The organism is Microcoleus sp. Pol12B3 (genome assembly GCF_036701355.1).
Lineage (GTDB): Bacteria > Cyanobacteriota > Cyanobacteriia > Cyanobacteriales > Microcoleaceae > Microcoleus.
The window spans coordinates 1-16220 of the sequence record NZ_JAUBQS010000093.1; the positions used below are offsets into that span (position 1 = coordinate 1).

General features: G+C 45.8%; 16 protein-coding genes and 1 tRNA gene. 10 read left to right on the forward strand and 7 right to left on the reverse strand.

The genetic code is table 11. The annotated features are described in order from the left end of the window. Positions 1–231 precede the first annotated feature (231 nt). Positions 232–543, reverse strand: coding sequence for a DUF2973 domain-containing protein (locus tag QUA53_RS26940; protein ID WP_333068140.1), 312 nt, complete (start codon positions 541–543; stop codon positions 232–234). A gap of 158 nt (positions 544–701) precedes the next feature. Then, positions 702–1031, reverse strand: coding sequence for a DUF2605 domain-containing protein (locus QUA53_RS26945; protein WP_333100813.1), 330 nt, complete (start codon positions 1029–1031; stop codon positions 702–704). A gap of 410 nt (positions 1032–1441) precedes the next feature. Between QUA53_RS26945 and thrS the strand changes: the two genes are divergently transcribed. The 8 genes from thrS to QUA53_RS26985 all read left to right on the forward strand — a co-directional run bounded on the left by thrS (position 1442) and on the right by QUA53_RS26985 (position 8616). Then, entirely contained in the window at positions 1442–3271 is a 1830-nt protein-coding gene (gene thrS / locus QUA53_RS26950) for a threonine--tRNA ligase (RefSeq protein WP_333100815.1), read from the forward strand. Between the two features lie 109 nt (positions 3272–3380). Further along, positions 3381–4169, forward strand: a complete 789-nt coding sequence (locus tag QUA53_RS26955; RefSeq protein ID WP_333100817.1) for a DUF4058 family protein — start codon at positions 3381–3383, stop codon at positions 4167–4169. Positions 4170–4371: 202 nt separating this feature from the next. Beyond that, a complete protein-coding gene (locus QUA53_RS26960; RefSeq protein WP_333062727.1) occupies positions 4372–4590 on the forward strand; it encodes a DUF3285 domain-containing protein in 219 nt (72 codons plus the stop codon). A 206-nt stretch (positions 4591–4796) separates the two neighbouring features. After that, on the forward strand, positions 4797–5333 hold the full coding sequence (ybeY, locus tag QUA53_RS26965; RefSeq protein ID WP_333100819.1) for an rRNA maturation RNase YbeY: 537 nt from the start codon (positions 4797–4799) through the stop codon (positions 5331–5333). A gap of 161 nt (positions 5334–5494) precedes the next feature. Beyond that, positions 5495–6004: a diacylglycerol kinase family protein gene (locus tag QUA53_RS26970; protein ID WP_333100821.1), complete on the forward strand. Its 510-nt coding sequence runs from the start codon at positions 5495–5497 to the stop codon at positions 6002–6004. Between the two features lie 181 nt (positions 6005–6185). Next, the gene (locus QUA53_RS26975) at positions 6186–6773 is read left to right on the forward strand and encodes an aminodeoxychorismate/anthranilate synthase component II (protein ID WP_333079394.1); all 588 of its coding nucleotides are present in this window, start codon (positions 6186–6188) and stop codon (positions 6771–6773) included. A 265-nt stretch (positions 6774–7038) separates the two neighbouring features. Beyond that, the gene (locus QUA53_RS26980; protein WP_333100822.1) at positions 7039–7821 is read left to right on the forward strand and encodes an MBL fold metallo-hydrolase; all 783 of its coding nucleotides are present in this window, start codon (positions 7039–7041) and stop codon (positions 7819–7821) included. A gap of 165 nt (positions 7822–7986) precedes the next feature. Continuing rightward, positions 7987–8616, forward strand: a complete 630-nt coding sequence (locus tag QUA53_RS26985) for a fasciclin domain-containing protein (protein WP_333100824.1) — start codon at positions 7987–7989, stop codon at positions 8614–8616. A 120-nt stretch (positions 8617–8736) separates the two neighbouring features. Here QUA53_RS26985 and QUA53_RS26990 read toward each other — a convergent pair whose 3' ends face one another. After that, on the reverse strand, positions 8737–9693 hold the full coding sequence (locus tag QUA53_RS26990; RefSeq protein ID WP_333100825.1) for a cobalamin-binding protein: 957 nt from the start codon (positions 9691–9693) through the stop codon (positions 8737–8739). A gap of 77 nt (positions 9694–9770) precedes the next feature. Further along, positions 9771–12434 (reverse strand): phospholipid carrier-dependent glycosyltransferase, encoded by a 2664-nt coding sequence (locus QUA53_RS26995; RefSeq protein ID WP_333100826.1) that lies wholly within the window; start codon positions 12432–12434, stop codon positions 9771–9773. A gap of 132 nt (positions 12435–12566) precedes the next feature. Here QUA53_RS26995 and QUA53_RS27000 point away from each other — a divergent pair. Continuing rightward, positions 12567–12639, forward strand: a tRNA-Phe gene (locus tag QUA53_RS27000). A 195-nt stretch (positions 12640–12834) separates the two neighbouring features. Here the strand turns inward: QUA53_RS27000 and QUA53_RS27005 are convergent. Then, on the reverse strand, positions 12835–13983 hold the full coding sequence (locus tag QUA53_RS27005; protein ID WP_333249221.1) for an aliphatic sulfonate ABC transporter substrate-binding protein: 1149 nt from the start codon (positions 13981–13983) through the stop codon (positions 12835–12837). A gap of 363 nt (positions 13984–14346) precedes the next feature. On the opposite strand from QUA53_RS27005, the gene QUA53_RS27010 reads away from it, so the two are divergent. Further along, complete coding sequence (locus QUA53_RS27010) at positions 14347–15015, forward strand: cadmium resistance transporter (RefSeq protein WP_333100828.1); 669 nt, start codon at positions 14347–14349, stop codon at positions 15013–15015. A gap of 141 nt (positions 15016–15156) precedes the next feature. On the opposite strand, the gene QUA53_RS27015 is transcribed toward QUA53_RS27010, so the two are convergent. Both QUA53_RS27015 and QUA53_RS27020 read right to left on the reverse strand, forming a co-directional pair. Further along, positions 15157–15330 (reverse strand): hypothetical protein, encoded by a 174-nt coding sequence (locus tag QUA53_RS27015; RefSeq protein ID WP_333100830.1) that lies wholly within the window; start codon positions 15328–15330, stop codon positions 15157–15159. 417 nt (positions 15331–15747) lie between these two features. After that, positions 15748–16140: a site-specific DNA-methyltransferase gene (locus tag QUA53_RS27020; RefSeq protein WP_333100831.1), complete on the reverse strand. Its 393-nt coding sequence runs from the start codon at positions 16138–16140 to the stop codon at positions 15748–15750. Positions 16141–16220 lie beyond the last annotated feature (80 nt).

The window sequence follows — 16220 nt, forward strand, 5'->3', positions numbered from 1 at the left end:
GTCATTTGTTTTCTCACCGGATGGTCTTGGATTTTACATTCTTTATCTCTATCACATCTTTAAAAAAATGGTATAAGCTCGCACTGAACTCGGAAAATGATTGTTCCGATGCCAGCGGAAACGATTTTCAGCAAAAATCTATGAAGAAAAAGAGTTTCGGACACCTAGGGTGTAAGTCCTATATTTTTTGAGGCATAGCGCCTGAGTATAAATGCTGTGGCTGTGGTTGTATCAGGCTAGTTCGCCCCCTTCGTCGTTGCCGCCCGGAGATGATTTGTAGAGAGCATCTAATTGTTCGCGGGCGTCTTGCACAGTCAGCGAACGCATCACTAACAGCGGCTCATTGACAACGTTTCCGTGTTCGTCTAAAAGTTCTGGATGCGGTACAGATTGAGAGCGAGGATAGGATGCGTAGTGATTATTTGCCCTGAATTGTTGAGGGCGCTGGGACTCCATACCTACGGTGACTAGACTGCGGATTAAGTTACCGACTGCCAGAAAGGCTAGAACGGTAAAAGCTAAAATATAAAGCAGGTGCAACATTATTTTCTCCTCCGGGCTAAACAGCCACACAGCAATTTACAAATGTGTTTCAGCAAGTAATAACTTATTAACTGGAAATCGGTTTGAGGTTGTCAAGTGGGTGGCCACATTTCCCAAGGTTTGGGATTTGACTGCGGGTTGAACTTGAACAGGCCTTTTTATTTTCCAGGGGGAGCTGACTGCAATGAGCGAAAACGCGCCGATACTTGCCAGCATTCGGCGAGAAGTCTGTGCCACGGCATTAGTGCTGCGGTTTCAATCCCAACTTGACCTCCGGTTGCTTGAAATAGAGCTTGAGCTGCGCCTACTTCTTGCTGAGCCTGTTTGACTCGCGCCACCAAGTCAGATTGCTCTTCGCCGCTCAGAAAAGGAATTTCCTCAGTTTCTAAGAGGTTTGCCGATCGCTCGAACCAGTAATTGAAATCCTCTAACAGCGGTTCCAGTAAAGCTTTGAGCAATTCTGATTCGGGCAAGTTGGAATTAAGCATGGATCAAAATTGGGTTATTTATTTATTATAATCTTAGACGGTCTTTACAATCTGTAACATATTTTTAACAAAAATTCAATGATTTAACAACAATTAGCAGGTGGGTGTGAATAAATTTAATTTTGTCAGCAGCGATTTTTGAGTCGAAATCCCCAAATCCTGCCGAATTAGTTTGCGAGCTCACGGGTGGTTAGAAAACGGGTTTTTTCAGGCAAGACGGGTTAAAGCGCACCCAAATAGTAAAAAACCCGGTTTCTGAGAGTCGGAGTGCGGGACGTACTAAACGTCGCAACCCTGACGGGCCGTTGCTGTAATTTCCCGGAGTGTCCCCCAGCCGGAAGTCGGCGCTTGCTGTCCCAATCTGAGTAAGATAGAAGCAACTGCAACTAAATTAATTGCTAATTCAGCCGATGTCTAGCTCAGAATCCATGTCCCCTCCAGAAGAGTCCGTTAAGATTGAGTTGCCCCGCACGAGTGAGTCGGAGGCACTAAAAAAAATTCGCCACACCACCTCCCACGTTATGGCGATGGCGGTGCAGAAGTTATTTCCCAAGGCGCAAGTAACGATCGGCCCTTGGATTGAAAACGGTTTCTATTATGACTTTGACACTCCCGAACCTTTTACGGAACAGGATTTAAAAGCCATTAAAAAAGAGATGATCAAAATCATCAACCGTAAATTGCCTGTAATTCGGGAAGAAGTCAGCCGCGAGGAAGCGGAACGCAGAATTAAGGAGATTAACGAACCTTACAAATTAGAAATTTTAGAAGGTTTGATCGAACCAATTACTCTTTACCATTTGGGCGAGGAATGGTGGGATTTGTGCGCCGGGCCTCACTTAGAAAATACCAGTGAGTTGAATCCAAAGGCGATCGAGCTAGAAAGCCTAGCAGGCGCGTACTGGCGCGGCGACGAAACCAAAGCTCAGTTACAGCGCATTTACGGCACAGCTTGGGAAACTCCCGAACAATTAGCAGCATACAAACACCGTAAAGAAGAAGCATTAAGGCGCGATCACCGCAAATTAGGCAAAGAATTAGGCTTATTTATCTTTGCCGATCCGGTGGGGCCGGGTTTGCCTTTGTGGACGCCGAAAGGCACTGTTTTGAGAAGTATTTTAGAAGATTACTTGAAACAAGAACAAATCAAGCGCGGCTATTTGCAAGTTGTGACTCCCCACATCGCCAGAGTAGATTTGTTCAAAATTTCTGGACACTGGCAAAAATACAAAGAAGATATGTTTCCGCTGATGGCGGAGGATGAAGAAGCGGCAGCAAACGAACAGGGTTTTGTCATGAAACCGATGAACTGCCCTTTTCACATTCAGATTTACAAAAGCGAATTGCGTTCCTATCGAGAATTGCCGATGCGCTTAGCGGAATTTGGCACAGTTTACCGCTACGAACAATCGGGAGAATTGGGCGGTTTAACGCGGGTGCGCGGCTTTACGGTGGATGATTCCCACTTATTTGTAACGCCGGAACAATTGGATGCAGAATTTTTAAATGTGGTGGATTTGATTCTGTCAGTATTCAAGAGTCTGCAACTGAAAAACTTTAAGGCGCGTTTGAGTTTCCGCGATCCGAACAATTTAGAGAAATACATCGGTTCCGATGAAGCTTGGGAAAAGGCTCAAGGTGCAATCCGCCGCGCGGTGGAAACTTTGGGAATGAATTATTTTGAGGGAATTGGGGAGGCCGCTTTTTACGGGCCAAAACTCGATTTCATTTTCCAAGATGTTTTGGATAGAGAATGGCAATTAGGAACAGTTCAGGTAGATTACAATTTGCCAGAACGTTTTGATTTGGAATACGTTGCTGAAGACGGCACTCGCAAGCGTCCGGTGATGATTCACCGCGCTCCTTTCGGTTCCTTGGAACGCTTGATCGGGATTTTGATCGAGCAGTATGCGGGGGATTTTCCGCTGTGGTTAGCACCTATTCAGGTGCGGTTGTTGCCTGTCAGCGCGGAGTTTTTGCCGTTTGCGAAGGAAGTGGCAGCGAAGATGAAGGCGCTCAATATTCGCGCTGAAGCTGATGAGGATAGCGAGCGTTTGGGCAAGTTGATTCGCAATGCTGAGAAGGATAAAATTCCGGTGATGGGTGTTGTGGGTGCGAAGGAGGTTGAGGCGAATAGTTTGAATATTCGGACTCGGGCTTCTGGGGAGTTGGGGGCGATTTCGGTTGATGAAGTGATTGGGAGGTTGCAGGGGGCGATTAGTAGTTACGGCGATTTTTAGGGAATTTTAACCGCAGATGCACGCGGATTAACGCAGATGATAGTTTGATATTGTCTGCGTTTTTCTAATCTAGCGGCTAAAATAGTAGTGGTAAAGGGAAAGTACGCTCATGCCTAATCCTTTTCCTGGGATGAATCCTTATTTAGAACATCCTGATTTTTGGTCAGAAGTCCATCACTTGCTGATTGGTATGATTCAGGAGTCATTGGTTCCTCAACTGGTGCCAAAATACCGGATTGCAATTGAAAAGCGAATTTATGAAATTAAGGGGCAACAATCTCTGTTAGTCGGGATTCCTGATGTTTCTATTCAGCGCAATCCCACTCCCAGAAATTCAATTACCTCTAATGCCGCTGTCGCCGCACTAACTAGCGTACCTTTGAAAGTTACATTACCCATGTCAGAGGAGGTTAGAGAAGGGTATTTAGAGGTTATAGATATGACCGCTAAGGAAGTTGTGACAGTGATTGAGGTGCTTTCACCTGCAAATAAACGTCCGGGTAAAGGGCGCGAAATGTATGAAGAAAAGCGAGATAAGGTGTTCGGAAGTCGCACTCATTTCGTTGAAATTGACTTGTTGCGGGGTTGGGAACCTCTGCCTATTTTAGAAAATAATATTGCAGCTAGTTATCGGATTTTAGTGAGTCGGGCAAATCAAAGACCCTTGGCAGATTTATACTTGTTTAATCTCTCAGATGCCATTCCGTCTTTTCCTTTGCCTTTGCGATCGCCCGATGTCGAGCCGATCGTGGATTTGCAGGCGTTGCTGAATACAGTATACGATCGCGCGGGATATGATTTTACGATCGATTACAGTTGCGATACAGTTCCGCCGCTTTCAGAATCAGATGCTGCTTGGGCGGATGCTTTGTTGCGGGAAAGAGGGTTAAAGGGATAAGGAAAGTAGATTCTTCCCTGGTATGGGGCGGGTTTATGATAATTTTTGGTGGTTTTTGATGTCGGCGAACCGGCCCCTACAAAAATATAGGGTGGCGAGGCTCAAAAAACTAAAAACACCTACACAAAACGTTACATATTTGTTACCATCGGGGCGAGTCTGTTCTCGGCAGCCTCTCTGTTAACCTTCTAAACTAACCCTTATGAGTCAACCTCCCTCAGCAATTCCCGCCTCCGAAGAGTCCGCCGAAACCCAGACAGCGCCGACAAACACTGCACCTCCACCGAGTTATGTCAAGCTGGCGATGCGGAATATGGTTCGCAAGCGGGCGACTTCTCTGTTTCATTTTGCCTTGACAGCCGCCGGACTTTTAGGCGTGCTCGTCGGTTTGGCTTTTCTCGATCGCTATTTCAATTCTTAATCGGGGATGTCAACAATCAGCCTCTAATTTCTGTTGATGTTTTTGATATTTCTTAATCGGGAGTTAAGCTGATTGTTCTGCCTGCCTGTTGCAATCTCTAACAGATTACTGTATCTTTCCAGCAACAGCAAAATCCCCTGCCGTTCGATCGCGCAATTGGAATTTGTAAAGAAATTGAATATATGCCTTGACAGGAGAGCAAAAAAATGTTAATCGAGGTGAACGTCGAAGACTGTTACGGGATCGCCCAGCAGTCAGCCGACGCTTCCAACCTCCCTGAGAGTGCAGCCAGCGGGGAGATTTCAGCCGAAACCTGGGAAAATTGGTTCAGCGTTTGGCTGGAAAAACAGGCGGCGGATGTGCCAGCGGCCCCGGGCTACGAAGTCAGTCTGCGTTTAACCGCCGATACGGAGATGCAAGCCCTCAACCTCCAGTACCGCCAGCTCGATCGCTCGACCGATGTACTAGCTTTCGCAGCTTTAGAGGTAGACTGTCCTCAGCTAGAGGAAATGCAGTCATCGGAACCCCTATACTTGGGTGATATCGTCATCTCGATCGATACAGCTAACCGACAAGCCCAGCAGCAAGGACATCCCCTGAAGACCGAACTAGCTTGGCTAGCAGCCCACGGTTTTCTGCATCTTTTGGGCTGGGATCACCCGGATGAAGAAAGTCTGACTCAAATGCTCGATCGACAGGAAACATTGCTGCGGGCGATCGGTCTTACGATCCAAACAGCATAACTGAAGTTGATGGTTATTTAACAAATCATGTCAAGCCCAACATAACTTTCTGAAATTAAACCAGAACTTTAGTAAAAACTTAGAAAAGTTACTTAGACTTGATGAAGTTAATTTGAAAAGTTTAGCTTTCATTCATCTCTGTAAATTAAAGTTGGTTCTTTATGACACTAGATAGACCCTCAATTTCATCACAAGTCGCACAGTTTCTGCCCATGCCTCAAGACTCTTCTAGCCAGACAGTCCACGAGCCTAAAAAAGCCTTGAAATACAACCGAGAGCTGTCCTGGAAAATCGCATCTAGCTTAGCTACGAGTTTTAGATACGCTTGGGGGGGTCTGAGTTATGCTTTTGAAACTCAGCGCAATTTTCGGATTCACACAGTTATAGGCACTTTGGCGATCGGACTAGGGCTATTTTTGCAACTGAAACCTGTAGAAATATCTGTGATCGGCGTCACCATTGGCATAGTTTTAGCCATGGAACTGTTGAATACGGCGATCGAATCGGTGGTAGACTTGACAGTCGGGCAATCCTACCACGAACTAGCCAAAATTGCCAAAGACTGCGGTGCCGGAGCGGTTCTGGTATCGGCAATGGCTGCGCTCATCGTCGGTACTGCACTTCTGGTGCCTCCTTTGTGGGCAGTCGTTCAAATTGCGATCGCCCGTTAGTAACTTATTGGGCGATGGCAAATTTTAGGTTTTAGATGACCAATTTGAGATTTTTAGTTTTATTCGTCTATATTGCAGCTATTTTTATCTTCGGCATCTATCTAAAATCTTGAAACCCTTGCTTTCAGACAGCGAGTTAACCTAAAATCTAAAATCTAAAACCTAAAATCTAACTTAACCCGTGATTATAGTCATCGATAACTACGACAGTTTTACATACAATTTGGTACAGTATCTAGGAGAACTCGGTGCTGAGTTGCCCGTAGCAAGCGAAGTGCAAGTCTACCGCAACGACCAAATTTCTTTAGCAGAAATTCGCCAATTACAGCCTGCCGCCGTGGTGATTTCTCCAGGCCCGGGGCGGCCGGAAGATGCGGGAATTTCTCTGGAATTAATCAAAGAATTGGGTCCGACTTTACCAATTTTAGGAGTGTGCCTCGGACATCAAAGTATCGGTCAAGTATTCGGCGGCAAAATTGTTTCTGCACCCCTGTTGATGCACGGCAAAACTTCTCAGGTAGAACACACAGGAGTCGGAGTTTTTCAGGGCGTGGAATCGCCGATGATTGCAACTCGCTATCACAGTTTGGTAATTGAAAAGCAGAGTTGTCCAGAAGTGTTAGAAATTACGGCTTGGGTTGAAGACGGAACTATTATGGGTGTGCGACACCGGGAATATCCGCACATTGAAGGTGTACAATTTCACCCGGAAAGTATTTTGACGACCGCCGGAAAGCAATTATTGCGAAATTTCTTGGAAAGACTTTAGTTGAATTTCTATGAATTTGTAGGGATCGCTCTTATAGCACCTTACGGTGAGAGTAGGGTACACATTTTCGCACCTGAACCGCCCCAAAAAGGATACAAGCCCCCCATTCCTGTCGTGGTGAACCCCAAATTTTAGATTCCTGTTCGAGATTCTAGATTCAATGCTGCAAGTAAACCTAAAATCTAAAATCTAAAATCTAAAATCGACTGACTGTGTTTTGTGGTATAACAACAAACGACCAACACCCGACAACCCCAACCACAAGATGAAACGGCGACAATTAATACGTTACGCACAGACGGGTTTGCTAGCAGCTTTAGCAACTGGTTTACCATCTGGATGGGAAAGCTATCAAGCTCAAACTGCTGATTCTTTGTCGGTTCAGTGGTTGGGCCACACTTGCTTCTTGTTCGCCGGAGGCGGTGCGAGGGTGCTGGTGAATCCTTTTCGCCCCCTAGGCTGTACCGCAGGCTATCGCTCTCCTAAAGTGCAAACAGATTTGATTCTGATTAGCAGCCGATTGCTCGATGAAGGGGCGATCGACGGATTTGCGGGCAATCCCGGCCTTTTGTACGAGCCAGGGGCTTACAGGTCTAACGGGCTGCGGATTCAAGGGATTCGGACGGAAAAAGACCGTGAGGGAGGAAGGCGATTTGGGGTCAACGTGGCTTGGCTGTGGCAGCAAGCGGGCGTTAAGATTTTACACTTGGGCGGAGTTGCTGGCCCGATCGGCATTGAAGAGCAAATCTTGATCGGGCGGCCCGATGTAGTGCTGATTCCCGTGGGCGGCGGGCCCAAAGCTTACACTCCGGCGGAAGCGAAGCAAACTTTGCAACTTCTCAAACCAAAGATGGTGATTCCGACACATTTCAAAACCCAAGCCGCCGATGCTGCTGCGTGCGATTTGGTGCCGCTAGATGAATTCTTGGCGCTGATGGATGGTACGCCGGTGCGCCGAGTGAATAATGACACGATTTCGATCAAATCTGCTGACTTACCCCAAACTGGTTCGGTGATTGAGGTTTTGAGTTACAGATTTAACGGTTGATGCCAGATTTATTAGCTTGCGTTATAGTAAGGAAGTTTTGGTCGATCGGGGATGCAAGAGAATTTTCTTGCTATCTTAGCCTCTGGCAACCTTGCCTTTTGTCGAGATTTGGCTAACATAACAATTCATGTTCACTGTTTTATCTCATAAGGAAATGCAAGCGAAATGAAAAATCAAAATTTACCTAGCTGGATGAAACAACTGACCGGTTTCGCAGGAGTAATCGGCGCTAGCGCGTTGATTGGTTTCCCGGCTTGGGCTCACATCACCTCCAACACCAATGTTGCTAATGCAACTCAAACTCAACAAGTTCCAGGAAAGGTGAAAACCGCTGCTTCACCGGCACCAACTGGCACTTCAGAGGCACCAACTGCCGCTGGTAAGGATATTGTTGCTATTGCATCTGGCGACACTCAATTCAAGACGCTGACAAAGGCTTTGGGATCGGCAGGTTTGGTTACAACTTTACAAGGCAAAGGTCCTTTCACTGTTTTTGCTCCGACTGACGCGGCATTTGCTGCTTTGCCAAAAGGAACGGTGGAGAATTTGCTCAAACCGGAAAACAAAGCCAAACTTACTAAGATTTTAACTTACCACGTTGTTCCGGGTTCGGTTTTATCTACTAGCCTGAAATCCGGCGATGTTAAAAGTGTTGAAGGGAGCTCGCTGAAGGTGGCAGTTAGCACAGGCAAAGTTACTGTCGGCGGCGCTAATGTTGTGAAAGCTGATATCAAAGCTAGCAACGGGGTTATTCACGTAATTGACAAGGTGCTGATGCCCCCTGATGTGAAGTAAGACTAGCGGTTTTTGCATCAATTGATGTCAGATTCGGTTAAATGAAGGCGAAATAAGGACACAACATTGTTGTGTCCTTATTTGTATGGCAGGCAATTGAGAATTAATATAAATAAAGCTTTAGCTAGCTGCGGGTACTGACAAAAAGGGCTGCCAACCCTTACTCCGATAGCCAAAATCGAAGATTTCGGGATGGAGAATTTCTGCTAAAATTTCTAACGAATCAACCAATCTCGGTCCCGGCCGATTAAAGTAAGAATTGCCATCAGTTATGTAAACTTTCCCAGTTTTTACTGCTTGCAACTTAGGCCATTCTGCGTATTTACTTATCTGCATTGCTTCGCTGCGAGTGCGGTTTAAATCAAAGCCGCAAGGCATGAAAATAATTACATCGGGATTAGCTTCTACTAGCGATTCCCATTTTAACCAAGGGGAATGTTCCCCGACAATTCCAAACAGCGAATTGCCTCCCGCCATTGCCACTAATTCGGGAATCCAGTTACCCGCAGCCATCAAAGGCTCAATCCACTCGATACAAGCTACTTTGGGAAGTCTCTCTTTTGTTGTAAGAATAGATGATGCTTGTGTTTGGGAGATAATAGCATTGATGCGGGACTGCAAAAGGTCGATCGCACTTTTGCCATTTACGCCCAAAGCATCAGCAACTCGCTGAATATCCGTCCAAATTTCTGCTAGCAGATTCGGCTGCAAAGAAATAATTTCCGGCTTGCTATTTACCAGCAGCGTGCTTACCGCTTGTTCAACCTCTGTTAGAGAACAAGCGCAGACTTCACATTGAGCTTGAGTAATAATGTGAGTCGGCTGCAATTTTTCCAAAGTATCTATTTCTACTTTATACACGCTGAGGGCATTTTGCAACAATTCTGTTACGCGGTTGTGAATTTCGCTGCTAGTTCCTTCAGGATTGAATTTAGGCTGAGTGCAAACAGGTAAATTTTGGATTTCTGGGGGATAGTCGCATTCGTGGGAACGGCCCACAATGGCGTCGGTTAATCCTAAAAGCGCTACAATTTCTGTGGCACTGGGAATTAGAGAGACAATTCTTGGTTTGTTCATTGGTTTTCTTTTTTTTACCGATTCGGAAGCACAAGTGAAGCAGAGGCTGGGCGCCCGTGCCACAATAAAAGGGAGTGTTAAATTTTGAGTTTTTTTAAGTATTGCAAATCTTGCCATGCTTGAATGAGATTACCTTGCATCAGAGCGGCTACACCGTTTAAAACTCTAATTTCCGGTAGATTGGAGTTGAGAGCGAGAGCAGGTTTTAAGGCTGTTTGAGCGGCTATGGGATGCCAGCCGTACAGGTGTACGAAAGCGAGATAGGCGTAAGCGTAAGGGTTTTTTGAGTCTAGTTGAGTGACTTTTTCTAAGGCGAAGATCGCACTTTTGACATTCTGCTGCAATACTCTAGAAAATGCCAAAGCATAAGCCAATTCTAGATTATTTGGTTCCTGCTGCAACCGATACTCTAACGATTGTTCCGCTTGCACGGTATAATCTTGAATTGGATCGTACTGATTGATGCGCCCAATCTGCTCGAACACGGGTTCTAAACCTGGCAACCCTTTGGGTAAATTAACCGCCATCACCCGCAATTGAGTCACCAAATCTAACTCAGGCTTATCTTTATTATCCTCGTTTCCAGGCTCTGCCTGGAAACGCATATCCAGAGGCTCTGCCTCGATCTTAACACCAACTGCCGGCACATTAATCGGATAAGTTTCACCGGTTTTACGATTTAGATAAGTAGCTTGTAAATTGTAAGTTCCCGGTGCAATATTAGCAGGAGGAAGCATCGCCGTGCGATCGACAACTCGAAACCCCACAGCAAATTTATCCGCTTCCAGCATCCCCGGATGCAAAGTCGCCTGGCCGATCGCGCGATCGTGTAAAATCCTGAAAGTCTGTCCCGGTGGAATATTGCCAGACTGCTGATTTTGCCACGTTACCAACACTAAACCAGACTGCAACTGCTGCCAAGGCCCAGACCAAGTATAAGTAACGGGTAGCGCGACTCCGGGAACTGCTTTTGCAGCCACAGTAACTCGATCTAATTGTACTTGCGATCGCGCTTCATTCAACGGCTGTATTTCGACAGGCTGCACTCGCTTCCGATAAAGATTTAAATTAGTATAATCTGGCAAAATCCAAGTTTTTTCTAACTGAAATTGATCGCCTTTTTCAATTGCGGTTACGGCGGCATTTTGAGCTTTTTTAATCCGTTCGCGAATCGAACCTTGCGGGCCACTTTTAGTTACGAACCAAGAGAGCGATCGCACATCTTGCGGCACTTCTTTTAAATTCGTTCCTACCTGCCGCCCGTAAACCTGAAAATTCGCTAAAGCACCGTAAAAATTCAAATTATGCTGGTTAATTTCCGGCGTCGAAGGCAACACGCCTAAAGTAGATTGCAAATAAGGTTCCCTATCAATAATTTCGGCAATTACCTCTCGGTGCGGCCACTCTTTCCCCAAGTAAGGATAGTTAGAATTGCCGGGACTGATAATTTGGACTAAGCTATGTCCAAAAACACCTCCCAGCGGCCACATATGGAACAGCATCGCCAGAATTGCCAAGCCAATTGTACCCCAGCGAATTTGTCGTCCCCACCGAGAAGGCCACAGCGTTAAACAGTAGGCTAAGAAAATAGATAAAACTGGCAAATAAGGTATCACATATCTGTCGTCTTTGTTGATATTTAGAGAATTAATTAAATAAGCTCCTCCCCAGAAAACAGCCAGCCACTGACAGGAGTTGAGGTGTAAGATTGACGAACTATCTTGCCGGCGACGCCAATAAAGTATTAATCCTACTAAGGGAACAAGTAACAGAGGCCAAGAAACGTGTTCGGGTAAGTGTTGAGCGTAGTAAATCCAAGCGTCGATCGTATTGAGGGCCGGATCTCCTTCGGCGATCGCAGAATCCAGCGTTGCCCGTTTTCCCCCGGTCAAAATTAACAGCCAATTGGTTTTCGCCCACGGACCAAACACCGCCACCGACAGCAACAAAGCACCAGTTAATTGACCTAATCTTCCCCAAGCTTTTTGTCGCACCGCACCAACAGCCAACCCGACAATCGGGGTAAATAGAAATAAGACTGTAGTGTGTTTAACTAATATTGATAAGCCGAGAGAAAGTCCAAAGGCGATCGCCCAAAAGAAAGACGACGGGGAGAGGGGGAGATTGGGAGAGGGGGAGAGGGGGAGATCCGGAGAATGGGGAAAATCTTCCTTGATTTCTCTTCCTTGATTTCTCTTCCTTCTTCCTTCTTCCTTCTTCCTCGTTCCTTCAGAAGCCTTCCACATTGTCAGACAATAGAAAGCAAAAGTAATCGCAGCAGTGAGGGGATAGTCGAGTAAAAATTGCAAGCGGAACCGATAAAGTCCCGGTAACAAAACGCAAATTGCAGCGGCCCACAAACCGACTTGCCTGTTAAATAATTGGACGCCCAGACTGTAGACTGAGGCGAGGAGAATTGCACTAAATAATAAATGAACGAGGGTTGCCCGATCGCCCCCAGTACCGAAAACCTGAAGAAACGGAACCGTTAAGATGTATGCCAAGGGCGGAATTTTCGTCGAAAGCAGCCAGAAGTTTGTCCACCACTCCCCGGAAAGCCACTGAGGATGCTGCAACGCCTGCAAGTATTTCAGGGTGCTAGTCAGGTATTCTGCTTGATCCCACGCCGGGACAGATCGATCGAGGGCAAACCAGAGGCGATCGCTAATTGCCCCCAGCAGCCAAATTATGCCCAAGACAAGCAGACTCTTACTCCCGCTGTCCAGATGTTGCTGTGCCATTGCGATTTTTGGATTTTAGGTTGCAGCTTTTAGCTTACAGGCGGGCGGTTCCGGGCGATCGAAAATTAATTGAGAAAAGTGCTTGCTAAATTCTGTATGTGTCTGCTAAGATAGTAAAGCGCGAAAAAACAAGCCGGGATAGCTCAGTTGGTAGAGCAGTGGACTGAAAATCCACGTGTCACGAGTTCAAGTCTCGTTCCTGGCATCGCAAAGCCCTCACAAAGTTGAGGGCTTTTTTTTAGGCAAAATGCGGACAATGCAGCTAATCAAGATGTAGGTTTGCCGATGGCGGAGTGACAACCCCGCCGGAAACCCAAACAGAGCTGATATTTTACCGACTTGTGCTAAAAAAAACATAGGTCATATCAGACAAAAATTACACTCGAGTATAATTCTCAGATTAATAAGTCCAGTTTTGCTTGGTCTGCAAACTATAGGTTCCATCTTTCACATTCACCCGCTCAGGAATCAGATCTAAATCTCTAAACATATTTGCCTGGTGCTGTAGGGCCGTGAGCGATTGGTCGTCGATCGGGATAATAGCGCGTTCGGCACTACGTTGCTGTAAAATTTCTACAATGGATGGATCTATTTGATGGTGTTCTGCCAATCGCACAGCAGCTTCTAATTCCTGTTTCTTAGCCCAAGCTCCCGCTTCATTTACCTCTTCTAAAATCACCTTGAGCAAGTCGGGATAGTCGCGTACCAACTCTGGAATCGCGTAGTAATAGGTCGGAACTTCTAAAGAGGCTTTGTCACCAAAGATGCTCTCTAAGTCTGCAATCGAGCGCCCTGGATAAGCACTTCGGACTTGAGTTGTCGTGTAGGGAACCCAAATCACCCAAGCATCGACCTCACCCGCGCGGAATAGGGGCAGCGCCTGTGGCTGGGTCAGATAAATTGGCTCAATGTCACTAAACTCTAATCCTACTTTTGCCAGTGCTCGCACCAGCACATAATGGGCGCTTGAGCCTTTGTCAAAAACTATCTTTTTACCCTTCAGGTCGGCAACCGTCTGAATTGGCGAATCTTCTGGTACTAGAATCGCTTGACCTTTGGGAGCAGTATATTTTTCTTTAGCCACCCGCACAAACACATGATCTGCTGCTTGCGAGAAGATGCTGGCCGTACCACCGCCACCGCAGAAATCGATCGTCCCATTGCTCAGTGCTTCTATCAGAGCAGAAGCTGATAAGAAGCTTGTCCAAGTAACACTCAGCCCAAATGGTCGCAAACGGCTTTCGAGCAAACCTTGAGCGCGCAGGACTTCCAGATTTGTCATACCCTCTGGATAACCGATTTTGAGTTGCTTGAGCCGCCGCGCTTGCTCAGCTAAGGGTGTGTTGCCCGAATGAGCAGAACGGTTAGAAAACCAGCGATCCAAAACTACACAGAAAAGTATGCCCCCCACGAACAGTCCCACCGTTTCTAGTAACCGGATTGTTGAGTCTTTAGGCAATTTGACCTGATTTACCTGACTTACTACAGGGGAGACTACATTGCCAGAGGCAGAAGCGGCAACAGCATGACTGTCAAAAGCCAGACTCAAGACCAAAACCGAGACCAGGCCGATACAAAACAGACCTGCAAACCGATAGGCGGCAGATCTGCGAGTGGCCGACGAACTGAGCGACCGTAAGATATTTTGACCTGCGCCTCTAGGCAGAAGGTCAATCAAACGGCTAATCATAATGACTCCTTTGATAAACACAGGTGATGGACATTCTTGGATGAATTGAAGATGGGGCTCAAGTCGAAGCACCGCTTGATACGGATAAACTACCAAATTTGCTCGCTTGTTACACCCAATATGCGATACTCACGTTATCATACCGAGATTATGGTGATTTTTCACAGCGGTTGAGAAATCTGTAGTTTCGGCGATCGGATAGGTGTTGAGTGAGAGATGGTAATGGATTGGTTAATTGCAACAATTAAGATCGGACTGGCTGTTGCTGTCGCAACAACGTTTGACGACAACATTTATCTGACGGCTTTCTTCAGTGAGGTTAATCGTACTTTTCGTCCTAAACACATTGTGGTGGGTGAGCTTATAGGGTTCACTGCCTTAATCATGGTAAGTTTAGTTGGTTTCTTGCTGGGGCTAGCAATTCCCTCAACTTGGACAGGGCTACTGGGGATTTTGCCGATACTAATTGGCTTGAATAATTTACTCAACCTTAACAAGGATGATTCAGCCGAAGATAAGTCAGATAATCTGAAAAGAAACTCTAAATTTCGCGGATTTGATTCTCGGCAGCGATCGCTCTGGGAAATAATTCGCGATCCGCAGACTTATCGCGTTTCCGCAGTCACGATTTCTAACGGTGGTAACAATCTTGGCATCTATATTCCCCTATTTGCTAGTAGCAGCATTCAAAATCTGGCTGTGATCGTACCGATTTGCTATTTTTTTATTTGCTGCTGGCTGTTTATGTCCTATACTCTGACGCATCTACCTGGTATTGCTTTGATTCTCAGCCGTTATGCTAGCAAGATTTTCCCTTTTGTGCTGATGTGGCTGGGCTTCAGAATTCTGATAGACAGCGAATCCTATCGTCTTTTTCTACCGAACGCTTGACAGACAAAGGCGATCGAAACATCGTAAAAATTCATGACAACAGTACCATTACCTACAAGAAAGCAATAAAAAAGGCTTTAACATTATAGAATAATACAAAAAAAAGCGATGCCGTAAATCCCAAATTAGCGGTCTATCAATTTAATCTCCTTGCCATTCCCGATCTTGCAGTTCCTTTTGAGGGAGTAGAGACGTGGATTCTATTTCTTTCCAGGTTGGTGTTGTGACTTCGCAGTTACTATTCAAGCAATCGATCGGGAGTTGAACGGATGCAGAGGTAAAAATAATCTCTGTATCGCTGGTTGTGCTAGTCATTCATACCCGCCCATCCATTCTCAACAGTCTGTCCGGAAAATACTTGTTGATGGCAACGCCATCAAGCATCGGAGTGACAATAATCATTCCCTGGACTTCTTGGGAACCCTGCTCGGATTTCAACCATTGTTTTTGAGTTTTGTGCAGGTTCTGGGGGCTTTGGGTGCTGCTTGCGTTACTGCTGCCGAGAATGTGAAACGAGTGTTTTGCATTCTCGTAAAATTTGATTTTTCAAGGCGCAGGACTTATGAATTTAGGCAGACATTCCTAATTTTTTGAGCAATTATCGGCTTCAGTAAGCTAGCCAAGCGAGATTGCCGCTGAGTGTTCAGCGATCGCTTTACTTAACCTCCAACGTTCTATTTGATACCAATCTATAAAATAGTTAAAGTTTATAAATTGCTGCAATTACCAACTTTAGAATAAAGATAACTGTGCTTCTGTGAGTTCCTTGTCCGTCAAAAAAATATCTATTCTACTAGCGACAATCTCACAGTAATCAGCCCTAATTTCAAATCCAATAACTTGACGCTGCAAACCCAGAGCCACAATTGCTGTAGTACCGGAACCCATAAACGGATCTAAAACAATGTCGTTTAAATTTGATGCAGACTTGATGATGCGATCGACAACAGCAACAGGAAATTGAGCGGGGTGAGGCGTGCGTTCTTTTGAAGCTCGGTTTTTCCCCGACGTAACTTTTGGGAACTGCCAAACATCCGTCGGATTTTTGCCTTTTAAGTTTACTTTAATCTTGCCGTTCTTTTTCTGATTCGGATATTTCACATTTGGGTCGCGCACTTCATCCAAATTGGGTGCATCTCACTTTTGCAAATATATGAAAAAGGGCTAAAATGAAAAAGCTAGTAAAAATGTGAAAAAAGATGAGG

Coding starts and splice junctions, on each gene's coding strand:
- QUA53_RS26940 (WP_333068140.1), bottom strand. CDS start 543: ATGTTGCACCTGCTTTATATTTTAGCTTTTACCGTTCTAGCCTTTCTG.
- QUA53_RS26945 (WP_333100813.1), bottom strand. CDS start 1,031: ATGCTTAATTCCAACTTGCCCGAATCAGAATTGCTCAAAGCTTTACTG.
- thrS (WP_333100815.1), top strand. CDS start 1,442: ATGTCTAGCTCAGAATCCATGTCCCCTCCAGAAGAGTCCGTTAAGATT.
- QUA53_RS26955 (WP_333100817.1), top strand. CDS start 3,381: ATGCCTAATCCTTTTCCTGGGATGAATCCTTATTTAGAACATCCTGAT.
- QUA53_RS26960 (WP_333062727.1), top strand. CDS start 4,372: ATGAGTCAACCTCCCTCAGCAATTCCCGCCTCCGAAGAGTCCGCCGAA.
- ybeY (WP_333100819.1), top strand. CDS start 4,797: ATGTTAATCGAGGTGAACGTCGAAGACTGTTACGGGATCGCCCAGCAG.
- QUA53_RS26970 (WP_333100821.1), top strand. CDS start 5,495: ATGACACTAGATAGACCCTCAATTTCATCACAAGTCGCACAGTTTCTG.
- QUA53_RS26980 (WP_333100822.1), top strand. CDS start 7,039: ATGAAACGGCGACAATTAATACGTTACGCACAGACGGGTTTGCTAGCA.
- QUA53_RS26985 (WP_333100824.1), top strand. CDS start 7,987: ATGAAAAATCAAAATTTACCTAGCTGGATGAAACAACTGACCGGTTTC.
- QUA53_RS26990 (WP_333100825.1), bottom strand. CDS start 9,693: ATGAACAAACCAAGAATTGTCTCTCTAATTCCCAGTGCCACAGAAATT.
- QUA53_RS26995 (WP_333100826.1), bottom strand. CDS start 12,434: ATGGCACAGCAACATCTGGACAGCGGGAGTAAGAGTCTGCTTGTCTTG.
- QUA53_RS27010 (WP_333100828.1), top strand. CDS start 14,347: ATGGATTGGTTAATTGCAACAATTAAGATCGGACTGGCTGTTGCTGTC.
- QUA53_RS27015 (WP_333100830.1), bottom strand. CDS start 15,330: ATGACTAGCACAACCAGCGATACAGAGATTATTTTTACCTCTGCATCC.